Genomic DNA, 19,747 nt, shown 5'->3' on the forward strand with positions numbered 1-19,747 from the left:
TTAAAGAAATATGTCAGCAGTAGGACACGAATTACACGGTCACGAAGAACACGGTCACCACGACGCTCATGATCACCACCACCATAAAGAAACTTTTATTACAAAGTATATCTTTAGTATCGATCATAAAATGATCGCTAAGCAATACCTTATTACAGGTATTCTTATGGGGGTTCTTGGTGTAGGAATGTCATTATTATTCCGTATGCAGATTGCATGGCCGGAGGAATCTTTCAAAGTATTCGAAATATTTTTAGGTGATAAATTTGCTCCGGGAGGAGTAATGAAAAATGATATTTATCTGGCTCTTGTAACAATACATGGTACTATAATGGTCTTCTTTGTATTGACAGCAGGTTTAAGTGGTACGTTTAGTAACCTTCTTATTCCTTTGCAGATTGGTGCACGTGATATGGCTTCCGGTTTTATGAATATGATTTCATACTGGCTGTTCTTCATATCTACAATAATAATGGTAATGTCTTTATTTGTTGAAGCAGGGCCTGCGTCAGCCGGATGGACAGTTTATCCTCCTTTGAGTGCTTTACCACAGGCAATTGGTGGATCTGGTACAGGTATGACACTTTGGTTAGTTTCAATGGCTATATTCATTGCTTCATCTCTAATGGGATCGCTTAACTATGTTGTAACGGTTATTAACCTTAGAACAAAAGGTATGTCTATGACAAGACTTCCACTTACAGTATGGGCTTTCTTTATTACTGCTGTTATCGGTATAGTATCGTTCCCGGTATTATTATCTGCTGCATTATTACTTATTTTTGACAGAAGTTTTGGTACATCATTCTACCTTTCTGATATATTTATTTCTGGTGAAGTCCTTCACTATCAGGGTGGATCGCCGGTTTTATTTGAGCACCTTTTCTGGTTCCTTGGACACCCTGAGGTTTACATTGTAATTTTACCGGCAATGGGTCTTGTATCTGAAATTATGGCATCTAACTCACGTAAACCAATTTTTGGTTACCGTGCGATGATTGCTTCAATACTTGCTATTGCTTTCTTATCAACTATCGTTTGGGGTCACCACATGTTTATCTCTGGTATGAATCCATTCCTTGGTTCGGTATTTACATTCACAACATTATTGATCGCTATTCCATCTGCTGTAAAAGCGTTTAACTGGATTACAACACTTTGGAGAGGTAACCTGCAGCTTAACCCTGCGATGCTTTTCTCTATTGGTTTTGTTTCTACCTTTATTACGGGTGGTTTAACAGGTATTATTCTTGGTGATAGTACTCTGGATATTAACGTTCACGATACTTACTTTGTTATTGCTCACTTCCACCTTGTAATGGGTATATCTGCTCTATATGGTATGTTTGCAGGTATTTACCACTGGTATCCAAAATTATTCGGAAGAATGATGAGTAAAAATCTTGGTTATATTCACTTCTGGGTAACTGCAATATGTGCTTATGGCGTATTCTTCCCAATGCACTTTATTGGTATGGCAGGTCTTCCGAGACGTTACTATACTAACACTGCATTCCCATTATTTGATGACCTTGCTGATGTTAACGTGTTAATTACAATGTTCGCTATTATAGGAGCTGCATTCCAGTTAGTATTCTTATGGAACTTCTTCTATAATATATTTAAAGGTAAAAGAGCACCTCAAAATCCTTGGAGATCTAACACGCTTGAATGGACAACTCCGGTTGAGCATATGCACGGTAACTGGCCGGGTGAAATACCGGAAGTTTACAGATGGCCTTACGATTACAGTAAGCCGGGTCACGATGATGACTTCGTGCCGCAAACTGTACCAATGAAAGAAGGAGAAGAGCAATTACACCATTAGAATTTAATTCTCTATACTATAAAAAAGCCCACGCATTGCGTGGGCTTTTTTATAGCTGTTTAGTTTATAATTCTTGTTGATATATACCCCGCTGGCGCGAGCGTCTCGCTCGTGCTAATATATTTACGCGGAAAAGAAAACAAGTAGCTAAAAAATACAAATAAGAGTTTGACAGCTATGTTATTTATTTTGTGCGCATGAGCGTCACGCTCGTGCCAATATAGAACCCATTTGGTATCCCTAAAGAATATTATTTTGAATAGTATTACATCAATTATTTACTCTTTTGGCTTTGTTAAGTAATACACAGGTATTCCTGCGAGCATAATTAAAACGCCCCATCCGCAGGTACTTGTTCTGTCTTTAAGCAGGAAAAAGCAAAATGCAGCAGCTAAAATAATATAAATAAGAGGTAGTATAGGGTAGCCAAAAGCTTTGTATGGTCGTTCTGCATTTGGCATTTTTTTTCTTAAAATAAATATGCCGTAAATTGTTAGTATGTAAAATATAACAACAATAATCATAACAAAATCCAGCAGGTCGCCATATTTGCCCGTAAGGCATAATGCCGATGCCCAGAAGCACTGAAACCAAAGTCCCCAACCGGGTACGCTTGCGCCATTAAGGCGGGCAGCTTTTTTAAAGAAAAGCCCGTCTTTTGCCATAGTATAATATACCCTTGCGCCTGCCATAATCAGTCCGTTGTTACAACCAAAGGTAGATATCATTATCATTATAGCTATAATATAGGTGCCTGTGCTGCCGAAAATAGCATGTGAGGCTGCAACAGCCACACGATCTGATGCTGCAAAAGCAATAGCATCATTGGGCATTACTGCCAGATACATAATGTTTGCTGAAATATAAATAATAGTAACGATTAATGTGCCGAAGAAAAGGCTAAGCCCCACATTGCGCTGTGGATTTTTTATTTCGCCCGATATAAATGTTACACCATTCCATGCATCACTCGAAAATAGAGATCCTACCATAGATGCTGCAATGGCAGACATTAATACTGTTCCGCCTATAGGCAGCCATTGGTTAGTGTCTTTGTTAAACGATTGTGCATTCCAGGCATCCGACCAATTGGCATTCCATATATCGGCTTTGGCAGCAAGTATTAGTCCGAAAATTACCAAGCCAAATAGTGAGGCAATTTTAGTTATGGTAAAAATGGTTTGTATCCATTTTCCGTTTTTCACTCCATTACTGTTAATATAAGTAAGCAATATTATAGTTGCTATAGATACGAGTTGTGCAGCATTAAGTTTAAATGAGGCAATTTCGTATAATACATTCTGGTCGCTGAATGGCGGATATATATAAGCAGTAAATTTCGCGAAGGCTACACCTACAGCAGCAATGGTACCTGTTTGTATTACTGCAAAAAAACTCCAGCCGTACAGAAAGGCTATGAGTTTATTATACGCTTCCTTAAGGTAAACATATTGTCCGCCGGCTTTTGGAAACATTGCACTTAACTTTCCATAACTAATAGCTGCTATGATGGTCATTATACCCGATAGTATCCATATAAGGATAAGCCATCCGGCACTGCCTACATTCCGCATCATATCAGCACTAACAATAAAAATACCCGATCCTATCATCGATCCTACAACCAGCATAGTACCGTCAAGCAGGCCAAGTTCGCGTTTTAAATGTTTGTCTTCGTGTTCGTTTTCCATAGTTGGTAATTGGTTAATAGGCTAAAGATATTTAAAAAAGCTTTTCATTAGTCATTGTCAGGAATATTGTTGCGTCACAATTGAAAAATCTTACCTTTATATAAATGAAAATTTATGAAAAACGTTGGCCAAAAAGATGATTTTAAGATTAATGAAGAAGGGAAGCAATTTGAACTTCACGTTAATGGAGGGTTTGCATTTGTAGAATATTATCGTGAAGGAGAAAAGATATTTTTAACCCATACCGAAACTCCTGAAGCATTGCGGGGAAAAGGCATTGCTGCCGAACTTATAAAACGTACCCTGCAGTGTGCCAAAGATAACGGGCTTACTGTTGTGCCGCTTTGTTCGTATGTGGCACATTACATTAATGAGCACCCTGAATGGAATGATATTTTGTCTGACGGATATATGATGTAAAGCGTTGCCAAATTCGCTTATCTTTGCGTTATGAATGAAAATTTAGACCCTACCAATACTAATTACAATGCCGATGAGCTGGATCTTGAAAAAAAATTAAGGCCCCTCTCTTTTGATGATTTTACTGGACAGGCACAAGTGCTTGAAAATCTTCTGGTATTCGTTCAGGCGGCCAACATGCGTGGTGAAGCATTAGACCATACATTGTTTCATGGCCCTCCCGGGTTAGGAAAAACTACATTGGCTAATATTCTGGCTAACGAATTGGGAGTGGGTATTAAAATAACTTCAGGGCCTGTACTTGATAAGCCCGGAGATCTTGCAGGATTACTAACTAATCTTGACGAAAGGGATATTCTTTTTATTGATGAGATACACCGTCTTAGCCCTATAGTTGAAGAATATCTTTATTCGGCTATGGAGGATTTTAAAATAGATATTATGATTGAATCGGGTCCGAATGCCCGTTCTGTTCAAATTGGGCTAAATCCATTTACACTGGTAGGCGCTACTACACGTTCCGGACTGCTAACAGCACCAATGAGGGCACGTTTCGGAATTTCAAGCCGATTACAATATTATACTACCGAATTGCTTACAACAATTGTTCAGCGTAGTTCGGCTATCCTTAAAATGCCTATCACAATGGAGGCTGCTATAGAAATTGCAGGGCGCAGCCGTGGTACACCGCGTATTGCCAATGCATTGTTACGCAGGGTTCGGGATTTTGCCCAGATTAAAGGCAATGGAAAAATTGATATTGAAATTGCCCGTTATTCACTTAAGGCACTGCATGTAGATGCCCATGGTCTTGATGAAATGGATAACAGAATATTAACTACAATAATAGACAAATTTAAAGGGGGGCCTGTTGGCCTTTCTACCCTTGCTACTGCTGTTTCTGAAAGTGGAGAAACCATAGAAGAGGTTTATGAGCCTTTTCTTATTCAGGAAGGCTTCATAATCCGTACTCCAAGGGGTAGGGAGGTTACTGAAAAAGCGTATAAGCATTTAGGTAAGGCAAATATGAGCGGTCTTGGCGGTTTGTTTGATTAGTACTACATTTTAAAATATACAAAGCTGTAAGTTGTCCTTACAGCTTTTTTTTGTGTCAAAAATTTAACAAATAAATTTGCAACCATTTAATTGCATTTTATATATTTGCAACTATATAGTTGCGTATTATGACACAAAGTGTACAAAGAGATGTTTTTCATGCTATTGCCGATCCTACGAGAAGGGCAATACTTACCATGCTTACTAAACAGCAAATGACGCCAAATGCGCTTGCAGGAGAATTTTCTACCAGCAGACAGGCTGTTTCTAAACATGTAAACATATTGGCAGAATGCGGTATGGTTACCCAGCAGGTTTCAGGCAGGGAAATCTATTATCATTTAAATACTAAAAAAATGAAGGAAGTAGATACCTGGCTTGAACCCTTCAGAAAGATATGGGAAGATAAATTCTCTCAGCTGGATGAATTATTAAATCAAACAAAAAACAAATAATTATGAGTAATGAAACCAAAATCGTAAAAGACCCATCGGGTAAAAAACTAATTGTAACCCGTAGTTTTAATGCACCTGTAGATAAAGTCTGGCAGGCATGGACTGAAAGTTCATTGTTAGACAAATGGTGGGCACCTAAACCGTACAGGGTTGAAACTAAAGAAATGAATTTTACTAAGGGTGGAAGATGGCTGTATGCAATGGTAAGTCCTGAAGGTGAAAAACATTGGTGCAGAGTAGATTTTACTGCGATTGACGAAGGCAGCAGTTTTTCAGCAGATAACAGTTTTTGTGATGAAGAAGGAAATCTGATACCGGATTTTTCAGTTGGACACTGGACAAACAGGTTTGAAGCAGCAGGAAATACAACCAATGTTACTGTAGAACTTGCTTTTGACACTGAGGCAGATCTTGAAAAAATTGTTGCAATGGGGTTCAAAGAAGGTTTTACAATGGGACTTTCCAATCTCGACGAGTTGTTGGGCTAATAGTAATAACATTATATATAAACCGCTCCTTTATGGGGCGGTTTTGTTTTACAGAAGTTACATACCTTTGTAAAACGGAGGGGAAGTAAAAGTGATAAACAATAAAGAAAAATATACGGCATTTATTAAAGATGAGGCTAAACGCCTTGGTTTTATGTCATGCGGTATATCGAAAGCGGGTTTTTTAGAAGAAGAAGCCCCGCGGCTTGAAGCATGGCTTAAAGCCAACCGCAATGGACAGATGCAGTATATGGAAAATCATTTTGATAAGCGGTTAGACCCTACGTTGCTTGTTGATGACGCAAAAAGCGTAATTTCTTTGTTACTGAATTACTATCCTGAACAAACCCAAACGAATGATACTTTTAAGATTTCTAAATATGCTTATGGACAGGATTATCATTTTGTAATTAAGGAAAAACTTAAAGAATTATTGTATTCTATACAGGAAGAGATAGGTGAGGTTAGTGGAAGGGCTTTTGTTGATTCTGCACCTGTTTTAGATAAAGCCTGGGCAGCAAAAAGCGGATTAGGCTGGATAGGAAAGAACAGTAATTTATTGAGTAAACAGGTTGGATCTTTCTTTTTTATTGCCGAACTTATTATAGATCTTGACTTGAAATATGATCATGCTGTAACCAATCATTGCGGTAGTTGTACGGCATGTATAGATGCCTGCCCAACGCAGGCTATTATTGAGCCTTATGTGGTAGACGGTAGTAAATGCATTTCTTATTTTACTATTGAACTTAAAGATAATTTACCTAACGAAATGAAGGGTAAATTTGATGAGTGGGCTTTTGGCTGTGATGTTTGCCAGGATGTATGCCCTTGGAATCGTTTTTCAAAGCCACACAATGAACCGTTATTTAATCCGCATCCTGATTTATTATCACTTACAAAAAAAGACTGGGAAGACATTACCGAAGATACTTTTAGGACTGTGTTTAAAAACTCTCCTGTAAAACGAACAAAATTTGAAGGGCTTAAGAGGAATATAGATTTTCTTAAATCTTAGTTGCTAAATTAGAAGATATGACATTTAAACATATATTTAAAGCTAAGGCTTACTGGTTTTCAGATGCTAATAGTGATATTAAAAAATACAGCAGAAACCATACAATTTCTATTGAAGGAAAGCCAGATATAAACGTGTCGGCAGCAAAGGCTTTTAAAGGAGATCCTGCATTATATAATCCTGAAGATATGCTGTTGAGCAGTTTGGTGTCGTGCCACATGATGTCCTACTTATATGTATGTGCTCAAAATGGTATTGAAGTACTTTCATATACTGATGATGCTGTGGCAACACTTGCAGTTCAGGAAGATGGTTCAGGACATTTTATAGAAGTAATGCTAAATCCAAAAGTAACTATTGCAAATGCAGAAAGGAAAGAAGAAGCACTGGAATTGCATAAAAAGGCAAATCAGCTATGTTTCATCGCCAACTCCTGTAATTTCCCCGTACTTCATAATGCAACCTGCGAGGCAAAATAAGGTATAAAAAAAGGTTCAGTTTAACTGAACCTTCCTTACTATTTCTTACTCTCAATCCATTTGTCAATTTTTCCTTCAAGCACTTTAAGAGGCAGGCATCCTGCATCGAGCACCTGATTGTGAAATTCTTTAATACTGAATTTATCTCCAAGTTCTTTTTCTGCTTTGGTGCGCAGCTCACGAATTTTCATTTGTCCTATTTTATACGATAGTGCCTGTCCCGGTATTGCCATATAACGTTCAATTTCTGCAATAATACTTTCTTCGGGTTCGGCCTCATTCTCCATGGAATATTTAATAGCCTGTTCCCTTGTCCATCCTTTAGTATGTAATCCTGTATCTACTACAAGACGGATGGCGCGGTGCATTTCGGCACTTAACATGCCAAAGTACTGATAGGGATCTGTATATAAACCCAACTCTTTACCCAAAGATTCGGTGTATAAAGCCCAGCCTTCGCCATATGCATTAAACCATATTGTTTTTCTGAATGCAGGCAGTGAAGTGTTCTCCTGTTGCAGCGATATTTGGTAATGATGACCCGGGATAGCTTCGTGAAGAAAAAGGTCTTCATCGGCATAAACATTGTATTTTTTTACGTCGGGTATTGGTACGTAAAAAATTCCCGGACGGGTACCGTCCAGAGAACCCTGATTATATTCTGCACTTGCCGAAGCTTCGCGAAAAGCTTCTGTCCTCCTAACTTCAAAAGGTGTTTTTGGTTTCAGGTCAAAAAGCTTATCCAGATTAGGCTTCATCCTCTCGTGTATTGCATTGAAATTGTCTATCACCTGCTGTGGCTCAGTAAAAGGCATAAGTTCTTTTTTACCGCGAACATAATTGAAGAAATCTTTAAGCGGACCGTTAAATCCTGTTTCTTTTTTTACTTTCTCCATTTCTTCCGAAATTCTCGCTACCTCTTTTAATCCCAATTCGTGAATTTCATCAGCAGTCATATCGGTAGTAGTATAGCGTTTAATGAGGTGGCTGTAATATTCTTTACCATTAGGTATAGCAGATATGCCACTTGTAGAACGGCTTGCTTTAAGATAATCAGTACTTACATAATTATACAGGTTTGTAAAAGACGGTATTATTTTGTCTTTTAGCAAAGTGGTATATTTTTCGGTAAGCTCTTTTTTCTCTGCATCATTAAAAGAATCCGGAAATTGTTTTACAGGGCTAAACAGCAAATGTGAACTTACATCCGGGTTAGCCATATCTTTTAATTGCGGAATTATTTTTTCTGTAAGTGCTTTCGGCAAAACATAACCTTTAGATACGCCTTCTTTCATGCGGGATCCTACAGATGCAAGATATATATTAAAGTCTCCCAGTCTTTCCAGCCAGTTGTTATAATCTTTTACCGTTTTAAAGGGTTGTGCGCCTGCTCCGCTTCCCCATTGTCCCATAGTAAGTATAGGGCTTGTAAACTGATTTATAGGCATCAATTGCTCATTTTGCGACCATTGCTCTATATTAATATCGCATTCCCATGATAATAACTCTTTACTTAGCCTGTCATTTTCAGACAGTTCATCATCCTTAAATTTTACAAGAGACTCTTTATACTTTGAGAAAAAGGCTTTTACCTGAGAGATATATGCATCACTAAGTGTATTAGGATAAATATTATTATAGCGGTCATCACCGGCTAATGTTGCTTCCCACGGAAAAAGCTTCATTCGTTCCTGATAATACTGATCTAATAATGTAGATAATTCTTTATTTGAATAAGTTGTTTCTTTGGATTTCTTTTCGCAAGATTGTAGTAGTACAGCTGACGCAAAAAGAAGCACAAGTATTTTTTTCATGATTATTGGCCTTAAAATTTTTTTAAAGATACATTTTTCGCATAAAAAACGTTCGTAAAAAGAATAGCGTTAAAAATTTCACAATTCCGACGATAGGGTTACCTTTGTGGGTTCCAGAAAAAAAGTATTCAAAAATGAACCAATACAGTAAGAGAAGACAAGCATTGCTATATCATGCAAAGCCCCATCCTGGTAAAATACAGGTGGTGCCCACAAAACCCTATGCTACACAAAGAGATTTATCGTTAGCATATTCACCGGGTGTTGCAGAACCTTGTCTTGAAATTGCAAAAGATGTTAATAATGTTTATAAATATACTGCTAAAGGAAATTTAGTAGCTGTTATATCTAACGGTACGGCAGTACTGGGACTTGGAGATATAGGACCGGAGGCCTCTAAGCCGGTTATGGAAGGAAAAGGCCTGTTATTTAAGATTTTTTCTGACATTGATGTTTTTGATATTGAGGTAGGGACAAAAGATATTGATGCTTTTATTGAAACGGTAAAAAATATAGCGCCAACATTTGGCGGTATTAACCTTGAAGATATTAAAGCTCCTGAATCTTTTGAAATTGAGAGAAGGCTTGTAGAAGAACTTGATATTCCGGTAATGCATGATGACCAGCATGGTACCGCAATTATATCATCTGCCGCACTTATAAATGCTGCTGAACTTGCAGGCAAAAATATTTCAGATATTAAGCTGGTTGTTTCCGGTGCGGGCTCTGCTGCACTGGCCTGTGCAAACTTATATGTACTGCTTGGGGTAAAAACCGAAAATATTGTAATGTTTGATGTAGACGGTATGCTGGTAACCAGTCGTGAGAACCTGCTGCCTTTACAAATGAAATATGCCCAGCCGGGAGAAGCAAAAACTTTAGCTGAGGCTATAAAGGGTGCAGATATGTTTTTGGGGCTTTCGGTAGGAAACGTGCTTACTCCCGAGATGCTGCTTAGCATGAATAACGACCCTATTGTTTTTGCAATGGCAAATCCGATACCGGAAATAGATTATAATGTGGCTGTTGCTACACGTCCTGATGTTATTATGGCAACAGGAAGAAGCGATCATCCTAATCAGGTAAATAATGTTTTGGGCTTCCCTTATATATTCAGAGGGGCGCTTGATGTGAGGGCTTCAAAAATAAATGAAGCTATGAAAATGGCGGCTGTAAGAGCACTTGCCGAATTAGCCAAAGCACCTGTGCCTGAACAGGTAAATATTGCATACGGAGAAACCAAACTAAACTTTGGGCGCGATTATATTATACCTAAGCCTTTTGACCCCAGGCTTATAGCCGTTGTGGCTCCTGCTGTTGCTAAAGCGGCAATGGAAAGCGGTGTTGCAAAAAATCCTATTCAGGATTGGGATAAATATGTTGAAGAACTCCTGGAGCGTTTGGGGAATGATAATAAAATGGTAAGATTGCTTACCAACAGGGCAAAAACAGCTCCTAAAAGGATTGTATTTGCAGAAGCAGATCATCTGGATGTGCTTAAAGCAGCACAAATTGTTTTGGAAGAAGGTATAGGCAAGCCTATACTATTAGGTAATCGTGAGATTATAAATGAACTTAAGGAAGAAATAGGCTTTGAGGCTGAAGTGGCAATTATTGATCCGAAAACTGATGAGGAGGACGGAAGAAGGCTGCGCTATGCTCAATCTTATTGGGAAACGAGACAGCGACGCGGTGTAAATTTACTGGATGCTCAGAAATGGATGAGGGAACGTAATTATTTTGCGGCAATGATGGTAAATGAAGGTGAGGCTGATGCGATGCTTACAGGATATTCCAGAAGTTACCCTTCTACGGTTAAGCCAATCATTCAACTGATAGACAAAGCACCGGGAGTAAGCAAAATTGCTACTACCAACATGATGCTTACCAAACGCGGGCCAATGTTCCTTTCGGATACTGCTATAAACCCTAATCCTACTGCTGAAGATATTGCTAAAATTGCACTTATGACAGCGCGCACTGTGCGAATGTTTGGTATGGAGCCTGTACTGGCAATGGTATCATTTTCAAACTTTGGTTCTTCTACAGATCCGGGTGCAGTTAAAATGAGAGAAGCGGTTGCTTATCTGCATAAAAACTATCCTGACCTTATAGTAGATGGTGAAATTCAGGCAGATTTTGCACTAAGCCCTGAAATGCTTAAAGATAAATTCCCGTTCTCTAAACTTGCGGGCAAAAAAGTGAATACACTTATTTTTCCTAATCTTGATGCCGCAAATATTACATATAAACTGCTTAAAGAACTTGACAGCGTTGTATCAATAGGTCCTATAATGCTGGGTATGGATAAACCGGTTCACGTTTTCCAGCTTGGTGCAAGCGTGGAAGAAATGGTAAATATGGCTGCTGTTGCAGTTGTTGATGCCCAGGAAAAAGAAAAACGTTTAAAAATGGTCAAAAAATAGTTTTTAGTGCAGGGTTAAAGAATTTTATTATTTTTGGGAACGGCTTAAAAAAAATATATGATAGCACACCTTCAGGGGAGATTAGTAGAAAAGACACCAACCGATGTAGTTATAGACTGCAATGGTGTGGGATATCAGGTTAATATATCGCTGCATACATTTTCATTACTGCCCGAATCAGAAAATATAAAACTCTATACTTTTTTGCAGATAAAGGAAGATGCGCATACACTTTTTGGCTTTGCAGAAAAGGCAGAAAGAGAACTTTTTAAACTGCTTATATCTGTTTCGGGTGTAGGGGCAGGTACTGCCAGAACCATGCTTTCATCACTGGAACCCAAACATATTATCCACTCTATTGGTATGGGAGACGTGGGTACTATTCAGTCTATTAAAGGAATAGGGCTTAAAACTGCCCAAAGAGTAATACTTGATTTAAAGGATAAAGTGTTAAAACTATACGATTTGGAGGAAGTTTCCGCTTCAGACAACAATACAAATAAAGAAGAAGCGTTATCTGCCTTGGAGGTATTGGGCTTTAACAAGAAGTTGGCAGAAAAGGCGATCGAGAAAATTGTTAAAGAAAATCCATCGGCCAGCGTTGAGACAATTATAAAACAAGCATTAAAAAATTTATAGTCCTTGAAAACAGAATACTCTAAAGATTTTTGCAGTAATTTAAAATATGCCCTTTCCCTGGTATTTTTATTTTTTGGTGTTGCTATGCAGGCACAGGTGCCTGAAGATGATGAAGAGGTACGCGATACTATAAAAGGTTATAATACAGGTAAACTTGAAATACCTAACCCAAAAAGTGTAGTTGAGGCTTATACTTATGACCCTGTTACAAATCGATATATATATACCAATAAGGTTGATGGCTTTAGCATAAATTACCCTATAATACTTACACCTGAGCAATATCATGAATTAGTGTTAAGAGAGTCTATGCGTTCGTATTTTCAGGAAAAATCGAATGCTATAGATGGCAAAGGAACCGATGAGCAGCAAAAAAATCTTTTGCCCCGGTATTATGTAAATTCAAGCTTTTTTGAGACAATATTCGGTAGTAATACCATTGATATCAAGCCACAGGGATCCGTAGAGCTTGATCTCGGCGTTAGATATACTAAGCAGGATAACCCTTCTATTTCTCCGCGAAACAGGAGGACTTTTACCTTTGATTTTGACCAGCGTATATCTATGAGCCTTCAGGGTAAAGTGGGTACGAGGTTAAATGTAACGGCTAATTATGATACTGAATCTACATTTGCTTTTCAGAACCTTATAAAACTTGAATATACGCCTACTGAAGATGATATCTTACAGAAAATAGAAGTTGGTAACGTTAGCTTTCCTCTTTCCAATTCACTTATAAGGGGTGCACAGAGCCTATTTGGTGTTAAGGTTGCAATGCAGTTTGGTAAAACTACCTTTACAGGTATATTTTCAGAGCAAAAATCGCAGACTAAAACTGTAACTTCCCAAGGGGGTGGAACAATTCAGGACTTCCAAATCTTCGGACTGGATTATGAATCTGACAGGCACTTTTTCCTTTCGCAGTATTTCAGGGCGCTTTATGATAAATCGCTTAAATATTATCCGCGTATTGACAGCAGGGTGCAGATTACCCGTGTAGAAGTCTGGATAACAAACAGGCAAAACAGAATTAACGCAGCGGAAAATAATTCAAGAAATATTATAGCTATACAGGATTTAGGAGAAGGCCGCCTTAGTAAAAATGGTGATCCGACCGGTGCTGATATTACACCCGAAGCTGTAGGTTTTTATGATGTACCGGGATTCTTTAGCAATGAAGTAGGACCAAATGCCCCTCCGGATAATGCTAATAACCAGTTTGATCCTGAAAAGATAGGAAATGGCGGATGGCTTGCACCCAGTGTAAGAGAAATTGTTACGGTAAGTAATAATAGCTTTCTTAACGTAACTGCAAGTGAAGGCCGTGATTATTCTAAACTTGAAAATGCCAGAAAATTATCTTCAAGTGAATATACACTTAATACGCAGTTAGGTTATATTTCCCTAAACCAAAAGCTTAATAATGATGAAGTTCTTGCTGTTGCTTATCAGTATACAATAGGTGATGAAGTGCATCAGGTTGGTGAATTTGGTACCGATGGTGTAGCAGCTACTGTAGTTGACCCTAGTGGCAGTGATACAAATCCTCAGGGACAGGATATACCAAGTACACAGAGCCTTATGCTTAAGATGCTTAGAAGTAATCTTGTAAATGTTGATGAGCCGTCATGGGATTTGATGATGAAAAATATTTATCAGATACCGGGAGCATTCCAGCTTGATAAGGAAGATTTTAAGATGAATATCTTATATACAGATCCTTCTCCTCTAAACTATATTACCCCTGCAACAGATGCACAGGGCAATGTAATTGATCCTTTACCGGAGCAGGACCCTAATTCTACAGACGATACCGCTGTGGCAAATACCCCTTTATTGAGAGTGTTTAGAGTTGACAGGCTTAACTATACTAATGACCCGCAGGTTGACGGAGATGGTTTCTTTGATTTCTATCCGGGTATAACAGTAGATCCGCAATATGGTCGAATCATATTCACTACTGTAGAGCCTTTTGGTGAATTTTTATATGATAAATTAACCCCAGAGGGTGAAGTAGCACCTGACTATCATGATACACCTGAGTCCAGCTTTATAAGTGCCAACCAGCAAAAGTATGTATATCGTAAAATGTACAAAAGTACACAGGCAGATGCATTACAAGACAGCCAAAAAAATAAATTCCAGTTACGCGGACGATTTAAATCTACAGGTGGTGACGGTATTTCACTAGGGGCGTTTAATGTTCCTCAGGGATCGGTTGTGGTAACTGCGGGTGGAAGGGTACTTGTTGAAGGGGTTGATTATACAGTAAACTATCAGTTGGGGCGTGTACAGATATTAGATCCTTCACTTCAGGCTTCTAATACGCCAATAGAGGTTTCTGTTGAAAATAACTCGGTATTTGGTCAGCAAACCAGGCGTTTTGCAGGATTTAATGTAGAACATAAATTCAATGATAAATTTTTGGTTGGTGCTACCTTATTAAATATGTCTGAAAGGCCATTTACTAATAAAACCAACTATGGCCAGGAGTCGGTTAATAACACTATAATGGGTGTTAATGCTAACTTTTCTACAGAAGTGCCTTTCTTTACCCGTTTGGTAAACAAATTGCCAAACCTTGATACCGATGTTCCTTCTAATTTTTCTTTTAGGGGTGAGTTTGCTTATCTTAAACCCGGCGCTTCAAAAGCCGATCAGTTTAACGGTGAAGCAACTACTTATGTAGATGATTTTGAAGGTTCACAAACTAATATAGATATGCGCTCTGCATCAGGATGGACACTTTCAAGTGTGCCTTTAACAGCATTATCGGATGATGGCTCAGTACCTGTACCTGATGGTTTGGACTCAGGATACAACCGTGCGAAGTTATCATGGTATAGTATTGACCCTATATTCTATGCAGGAACTACAAAGCCTGATGGAATAAGTGATGAAGATATATCGTCTAATAAAACAAGGCGTGTATATTATGAAGAGCTTTATCCGGTAACTGATGTTGCTCCCGGTCAGAGCCGTGTTGTAAATACGCTGGATCTTAGTTATTATCCTAAGGAAAGAGGGCCTTACAATTTTAATCCTCTTCTTCCTGCGCAGGATTTTACATTTACCGATACACAGGCTGAGGACAACTGGGCAGCTATAATGCGTTCAATAAATTCTACCAACTTTGAACAGACAAATGTAGAATATATTCAGTTTTGGGTAATGGACCCATATGACGATGGTAATCAGGGCAATGCTGCATCTCCGGATAATACAGGTACATTAGAGATCAATCTTGGGGAACTTTCTGAAGATATATTAAAAGATAACAGGAAGCAGTATGAAAACGGATTGCCTGAAGCTAATGGTAATGGTACTGTATTTTCTACTGTTTGGGGAGATGTTCCGGTATCGCAGTCACTTATTTATGCTTTTGATACTGATACAGCAAACCGTTCGGTACAGGATGTCGGTTTTGATGGATTAACTGATGATGAAGAACGTGTTAAATTTCAGGATCAAGGTTATGGCGGACTGGATGACCCTTCCGCAGATAATTACCAATTCTATCTTTCTGCTACAGGGGGTATTCTTGACAGATATAAAAACTATAATGGAACACAGGGTAACTCTCCCGTAGATGTAGGAGACACCAACAGGGGATCTACCACGCAACCGGATACTGAAGATATCAATAGGGATAACACCATGAATACTATTGATGCTTATTATCAATATACAATTCCTATTCAGCCTAATGTGCAGCCCGGAGATGGATTTGTGGTTGATGTAAGGCCTTTTGATGTCACGCCGAGTTCTTCAAGTGGCGGAGTGGGAGACAAGTTAAAAGGAAGATGGCTGTTGTATAAAATACCTATAGATGCCGGGGTTGCTCAGGGAGGTATTAACAGTATACGTTCTATACGTTTCATGAGGCTTATGGTAAAAGGCTTTAAAGATGATATAACACTGCGTTTTGGAGCACTTGACCTTGTAAGGGGAGAGTGGAGGCGCTATGCCAATTCTCTTGATGCTAATGATCCGTATAACCCGGATCTGCCTAATAATGGAGAGCCTACAGGCTTTGATGTTGTTGCGCTTAATGTTCAGGAAAACGGCTCCCGTACGCCAATACCTTATGTAACGCCTCCGGGAGTAAGAAGGGAACAGTTGTATAGTAACAATGCGGTTATTAATCAAAATGAGCAGGCATTATCTTTAAGGGTATATCCTGAACCGACAAATAATGCAGATGGCGGACTTGAACCTAACGACTCACGTGCGGTGTTCAAGAATGTGAATGTTGACATGCGTCAGTTTAAAAAGCTAAGAATGTTCCTTCATGCTGAAGCTTTGCCAACAGATACATCTCCATTATTAAATAATGAGATGAAAGCATTTTTACGTTTTGGTAACGACTTTACTGATAACTTCTATCAGGTAGAGATGAAGCTTAAAGTTACGCCAAATGGTTCTACAGATGCAGAATCTATATGGCCTGAAGAGAATGAAATATTGGTTACACTTGAAGCATTAACAAAACTAAAAATACGAAAGCTTCAGAACGAAGTTCCTACTGCCGATATTAATGGTATTACTTATGTAAATGCTCAGGATTTAGATGGGTCACTTAGCCCGGATATGGTTATTGGTATTAAAGGTAATCCTAACTTTGGTAATATAAGAACCTTGATGCTGGGTGTTAAAAATGCAACTGCGGAACCAGATTCACCGGCCGGTACAAGAAATATAAGGGGTGAAGTGTGGTTTAATGAGCTACGTTTATCTGATATGGATAATAAAGGGGGTTATGCTGCAGTGGGTAGTATGGATACTAATTTTGCCGATTTTGCTACAGTTTCAGCTACAGGTAGAATTACTACTATCGGTTTTGGTACTGTAGATCAGAGTCCGAACGAAAGGAGCAGGGAAGATACCAGGCAATATAATATTGTTACCAATGTTAATATTGGTAAACTTTTGCCGAAAAAATGGGGTATTAATCTGCCATTTAACTATGGTATAGGTGAAGAAACAATTACGCCTGAATATGATCCTTTTCAACAGGATGTTAAGCTTGACCAGTTACTGGATGTTACTACTGATGAAGCTGAAAAAGAAAATCTTAGGAACAGGGCAATAGATTATACAAAAAGAAAAAGTATAAACTTTATTGGAGTTAAGAAGGAAAGAGGGGCAGAACAGAAAGCGCATGTATATGATCCTGAAAACTTAACACTTTCTTATTCGTTTAACCAGACCGAGCACCATGATTATGAGGTGGAAGATTTGCTTGACCAGCAGTTAAGAACAGCAGTAGATTATAACTATGCATTTAAACCTAAGCCTATAGAGCCGCTTAAAAATGTTGGTTTTATGAAAAAAAGCCAGTATTGGAAACTGCTTCAGGATTTTAACTTTAATTACCTGCCAACCAATATATCTTTTAGTACAAATATTATAAGGCAGTACAACAGGCAGCAGTTTAGAAATGTTGAAGTAGATGGTATTCCTATTAGTCCGTTGTACAGGAGAAATTATTTCTTTAATTATCAATATGGCTTTAACTATAATATTACCAAATCACTTAAACTTAATTATAGTGTTGCAACCAGTAATATAGTTAGAAATTATCTTGATGAGAGAGGTAAGCCCATTGAAGAATATACTATTTGGGAAGATTTCTGGAATACAGGAGAACCTAATACGCATACACAACAATATGTTGTAAATTATGATATTCCTATTAATAAAATACCTGTATTTAATTTTGTGAAGTCTACTTATACCTATTCGGGAAATTATAACTGGACCCGTTCGTCTGATGCGTTTTCTACTGCAGAGCTTAACGGAACTATTTATGATCTGGGTAATACTATTCAGAACGCAAATTCACATAAGCTGAATACAACGCTTAATATGGATTTACTGTATAAGTATGTAGGCCTTACCGGTAAAAAGAAAAATAAGAATAATGCGCCTAAAGCTGCTCCTAAGCCGGGAGAAAAGATAACAGCAGCTCCTAAAACAAATTCAGATGGAAATGTGTTTCTTGATGGTCTTTTGGGAGTAGTAACCAGTGTAAAAAATATTCAGATAAATTATACAGAAACTAATGGTACTTCATTACCGGGTTATCTGCCTTCTTTAGGTTTTTTTGGTACAAGCAAACCAACAATGGGCTTTATTTTCGGCAGCCAGGCAGATGTGAGGCAAGAGGCAGCAAGAAACGGGTATCTTACATTATATCCTGAATTTAATCAGAACTACACCGAAGTTAATACCAAACAGCTTAACCTTACAGCATCAGTAGATCTGTTTCCGGACTTTAAGATCGAATTAATTGGAGACAGAACGTACTCTAAAAATCATTCTGAACAGTATGATGTGGATTTAAATACGGGAGTATATAATGCTCGCTCACCATATGATTTTGGTAACTTCGTGATATCTACAATCCTGATAAAAACAGCTTTCAGCGCAAGTGATGTAAATGGTTCTGAAGCATTTGATCAGATGAGGGAAAACCGACTTATAATTGCCGACAGACTTGCAACGGAGCGTTACGGAGCAGGTAATATACCGAGATATAATACCCCGAGCGATCCTGATGCAGGAAGTGACTTTAGTAAAGCTAATGCAGGATATCCGCTTGGATATGGACGTAATAGCCAGGCTGTCCTGCTTCCGGCATTTGTTTCTGCATACTCCGGCCAGGATGCCTCAAAAACATCTACAGGAGTATTTAAAGATATTCCGCTGCCTAACTGGACAGTAAAATATACAGGGCTTATGCGTTATAAGTTCTTTAAGGACAGATTTAAGCGTTTTTCTTTACAGCATAATTATACATCGCATTATAATGTGAACTCTTACCGATCTAATTTTGAAGTTACAAATCCGGATGTTGGCAGCAACGGGCGCGATAATAATGGTGTAGGTAATTTTTATAATAAATATATTATATCAAATGTCAATTTATCTGAGCAGTTTAATCCGCTTATACGAGTTGATTTTGAGATGAAAAATTCAATTAAAATATTAGCTGAAATACGTAAAGACAGAACGCTTAATATGAGTTTTGATAATAACCTGCTTACTGAAGTTAAAGGAAATGAATATGTTATAGGTCTTGGATATCGTATTAAAGATGTCATAATTAATTCAAGCCTTGCGGATAATCCAACCAATACTATTAAGAGTGATCTGAATTTTAAATGTGATTTTACTCTTAGAAAAAACGAAACTATTATACGTTACCTTGATTATGATAACAATCAGCTTGGAGGGGGTCAGAATATATGGTCTGTTAAATTTACAGCAGATTATGCATTTAGTAAAAACCTGACTGCAATATTCTATTATGACCATTCTTTCTCTAAAGCAGTTATATCTACCTCTTATCCTATAACCAATATTCGTTCAGGATTTACGCTTAGATATAATTTCGGAAATTAATAAAAAAACATTTTACAATTATTTTT

The 19,747-nt window shown here is 38.1% G+C and carries 12 protein-coding genes; 10 read left to right on the forward strand and 2 right to left on the reverse strand.

The window, feature by feature from the left end; translation table 11 throughout:
* Positions 1-10: 10 nt before the first annotated feature.
* Entirely contained in the window at positions 11-1,828 is a 1,818-nt protein-coding gene (locus NHE85_RS08325) for a cbb3-type cytochrome c oxidase subunit I (RefSeq protein ID WP_252811538.1), read from the forward strand.
* Positions 1,829-2,106: 278 nt separating this feature from the next.
* Here NHE85_RS08325 and NHE85_RS08330 read toward each other — a convergent pair whose 3' ends face one another.
* Positions 2,107-3,519, reverse strand: a complete 1,413-nt coding sequence (locus NHE85_RS08330) for an APC family permease (protein WP_252811540.1) — start codon at positions 3,517-3,519, stop codon at positions 2,107-2,109.
* Between the two features lie 114 nt (positions 3,520-3,633).
* Between NHE85_RS08330 and NHE85_RS08335 the strand changes: the two genes are divergently transcribed.
* From NHE85_RS08335 to NHE85_RS08360, 6 genes are all read left to right on the forward strand, one after another.
* A complete protein-coding gene (locus tag NHE85_RS08335; protein ID WP_252811542.1) occupies positions 3,634-3,939 on the forward strand; it encodes a GNAT family N-acetyltransferase in 306 nt (101 codons plus the stop codon).
* Between the two features lie 30 nt (positions 3,940-3,969).
* Positions 3,970-4,995 carry a Holliday junction branch migration DNA helicase RuvB gene (ruvB, locus tag NHE85_RS08340; RefSeq protein WP_252811544.1) on the forward strand — a complete coding sequence of 342 codons (1,026 nt, stop codon included), beginning with the start codon at positions 3,970-3,972 and terminating at the stop codon, positions 4,993-4,995.
* Between the two features lie 128 nt (positions 4,996-5,123).
* Positions 5,124-5,450 carry a helix-turn-helix transcriptional regulator gene (locus NHE85_RS08345; RefSeq protein WP_252811546.1) on the forward strand — a complete coding sequence of 109 codons (327 nt, stop codon included), beginning with the start codon at positions 5,124-5,126 and terminating at the stop codon, positions 5,448-5,450.
* Between the two features lie 2 nt (positions 5,451-5,452).
* A complete protein-coding gene (locus tag NHE85_RS08350) occupies positions 5,453-5,938 on the forward strand; it encodes an SRPBCC domain-containing protein (protein ID WP_252811548.1) in 486 nt (161 codons plus the stop codon).
* Between the two features lie 91 nt (positions 5,939-6,029).
* Positions 6,030-6,956, forward strand: coding sequence for a tRNA epoxyqueuosine(34) reductase QueG (gene queG, locus NHE85_RS08355; RefSeq protein WP_252811550.1), 927 nt, complete (start codon positions 6,030-6,032; stop codon positions 6,954-6,956).
* A gap of 17 nt (positions 6,957-6,973) precedes the next feature.
* The gene (locus tag NHE85_RS08360) at positions 6,974-7,435 is read left to right on the forward strand and encodes an OsmC family protein (RefSeq protein ID WP_252811552.1); all 462 of its coding nucleotides are present in this window, start codon (positions 6,974-6,976) and stop codon (positions 7,433-7,435) included.
* 38 nt (positions 7,436-7,473) lie between these two features.
* Here the strand turns inward: NHE85_RS08360 and NHE85_RS08365 are convergent, their stop codons facing one another.
* Positions 7,474-9,249 carry a DUF885 family protein gene (locus tag NHE85_RS08365; protein WP_252811554.1) on the reverse strand — a complete coding sequence of 592 codons (1,776 nt, stop codon included), beginning with the start codon at positions 9,247-9,249 and terminating at the stop codon, positions 7,474-7,476.
* A 134-nt stretch (positions 9,250-9,383) separates the two neighbouring features.
* Between NHE85_RS08365 and NHE85_RS08370 the strand changes: the two genes are divergently transcribed.
* From NHE85_RS08370 to sprA, 3 genes are all read left to right on the forward strand, one after another.
* Positions 9,384-11,675 (forward strand): NADP-dependent malic enzyme, encoded by a 2,292-nt coding sequence (locus NHE85_RS08370; protein WP_252811556.1) that lies wholly within the window; start codon positions 9,384-9,386, stop codon positions 11,673-11,675.
* Positions 11,676-11,732: 57 nt separating this feature from the next.
* Positions 11,733-12,314, forward strand: a complete 582-nt coding sequence (gene ruvA / locus NHE85_RS08375; RefSeq protein WP_252811558.1) for a Holliday junction branch migration protein RuvA — start codon at positions 11,733-11,735, stop codon at positions 12,312-12,314.
* Positions 12,315-12,398: 84 nt separating this feature from the next.
* Positions 12,399-19,721: a cell surface protein SprA gene (gene sprA, locus NHE85_RS08380; RefSeq protein WP_252813288.1), complete on the forward strand. Its 7,323-nt coding sequence runs from the start codon at positions 12,399-12,401 to the stop codon at positions 19,719-19,721.
* Positions 19,722-19,747: the final 26 nt, after the last annotated feature.

Origin of the sequence: Flavobacterium sp. NRK1 (genome assembly GCF_024054175.1) — a bacterium.
Taxonomy (GTDB): Bacteria; Bacteroidota; Bacteroidia; order Flavobacteriales; family Flavobacteriaceae; genus Flavobacterium.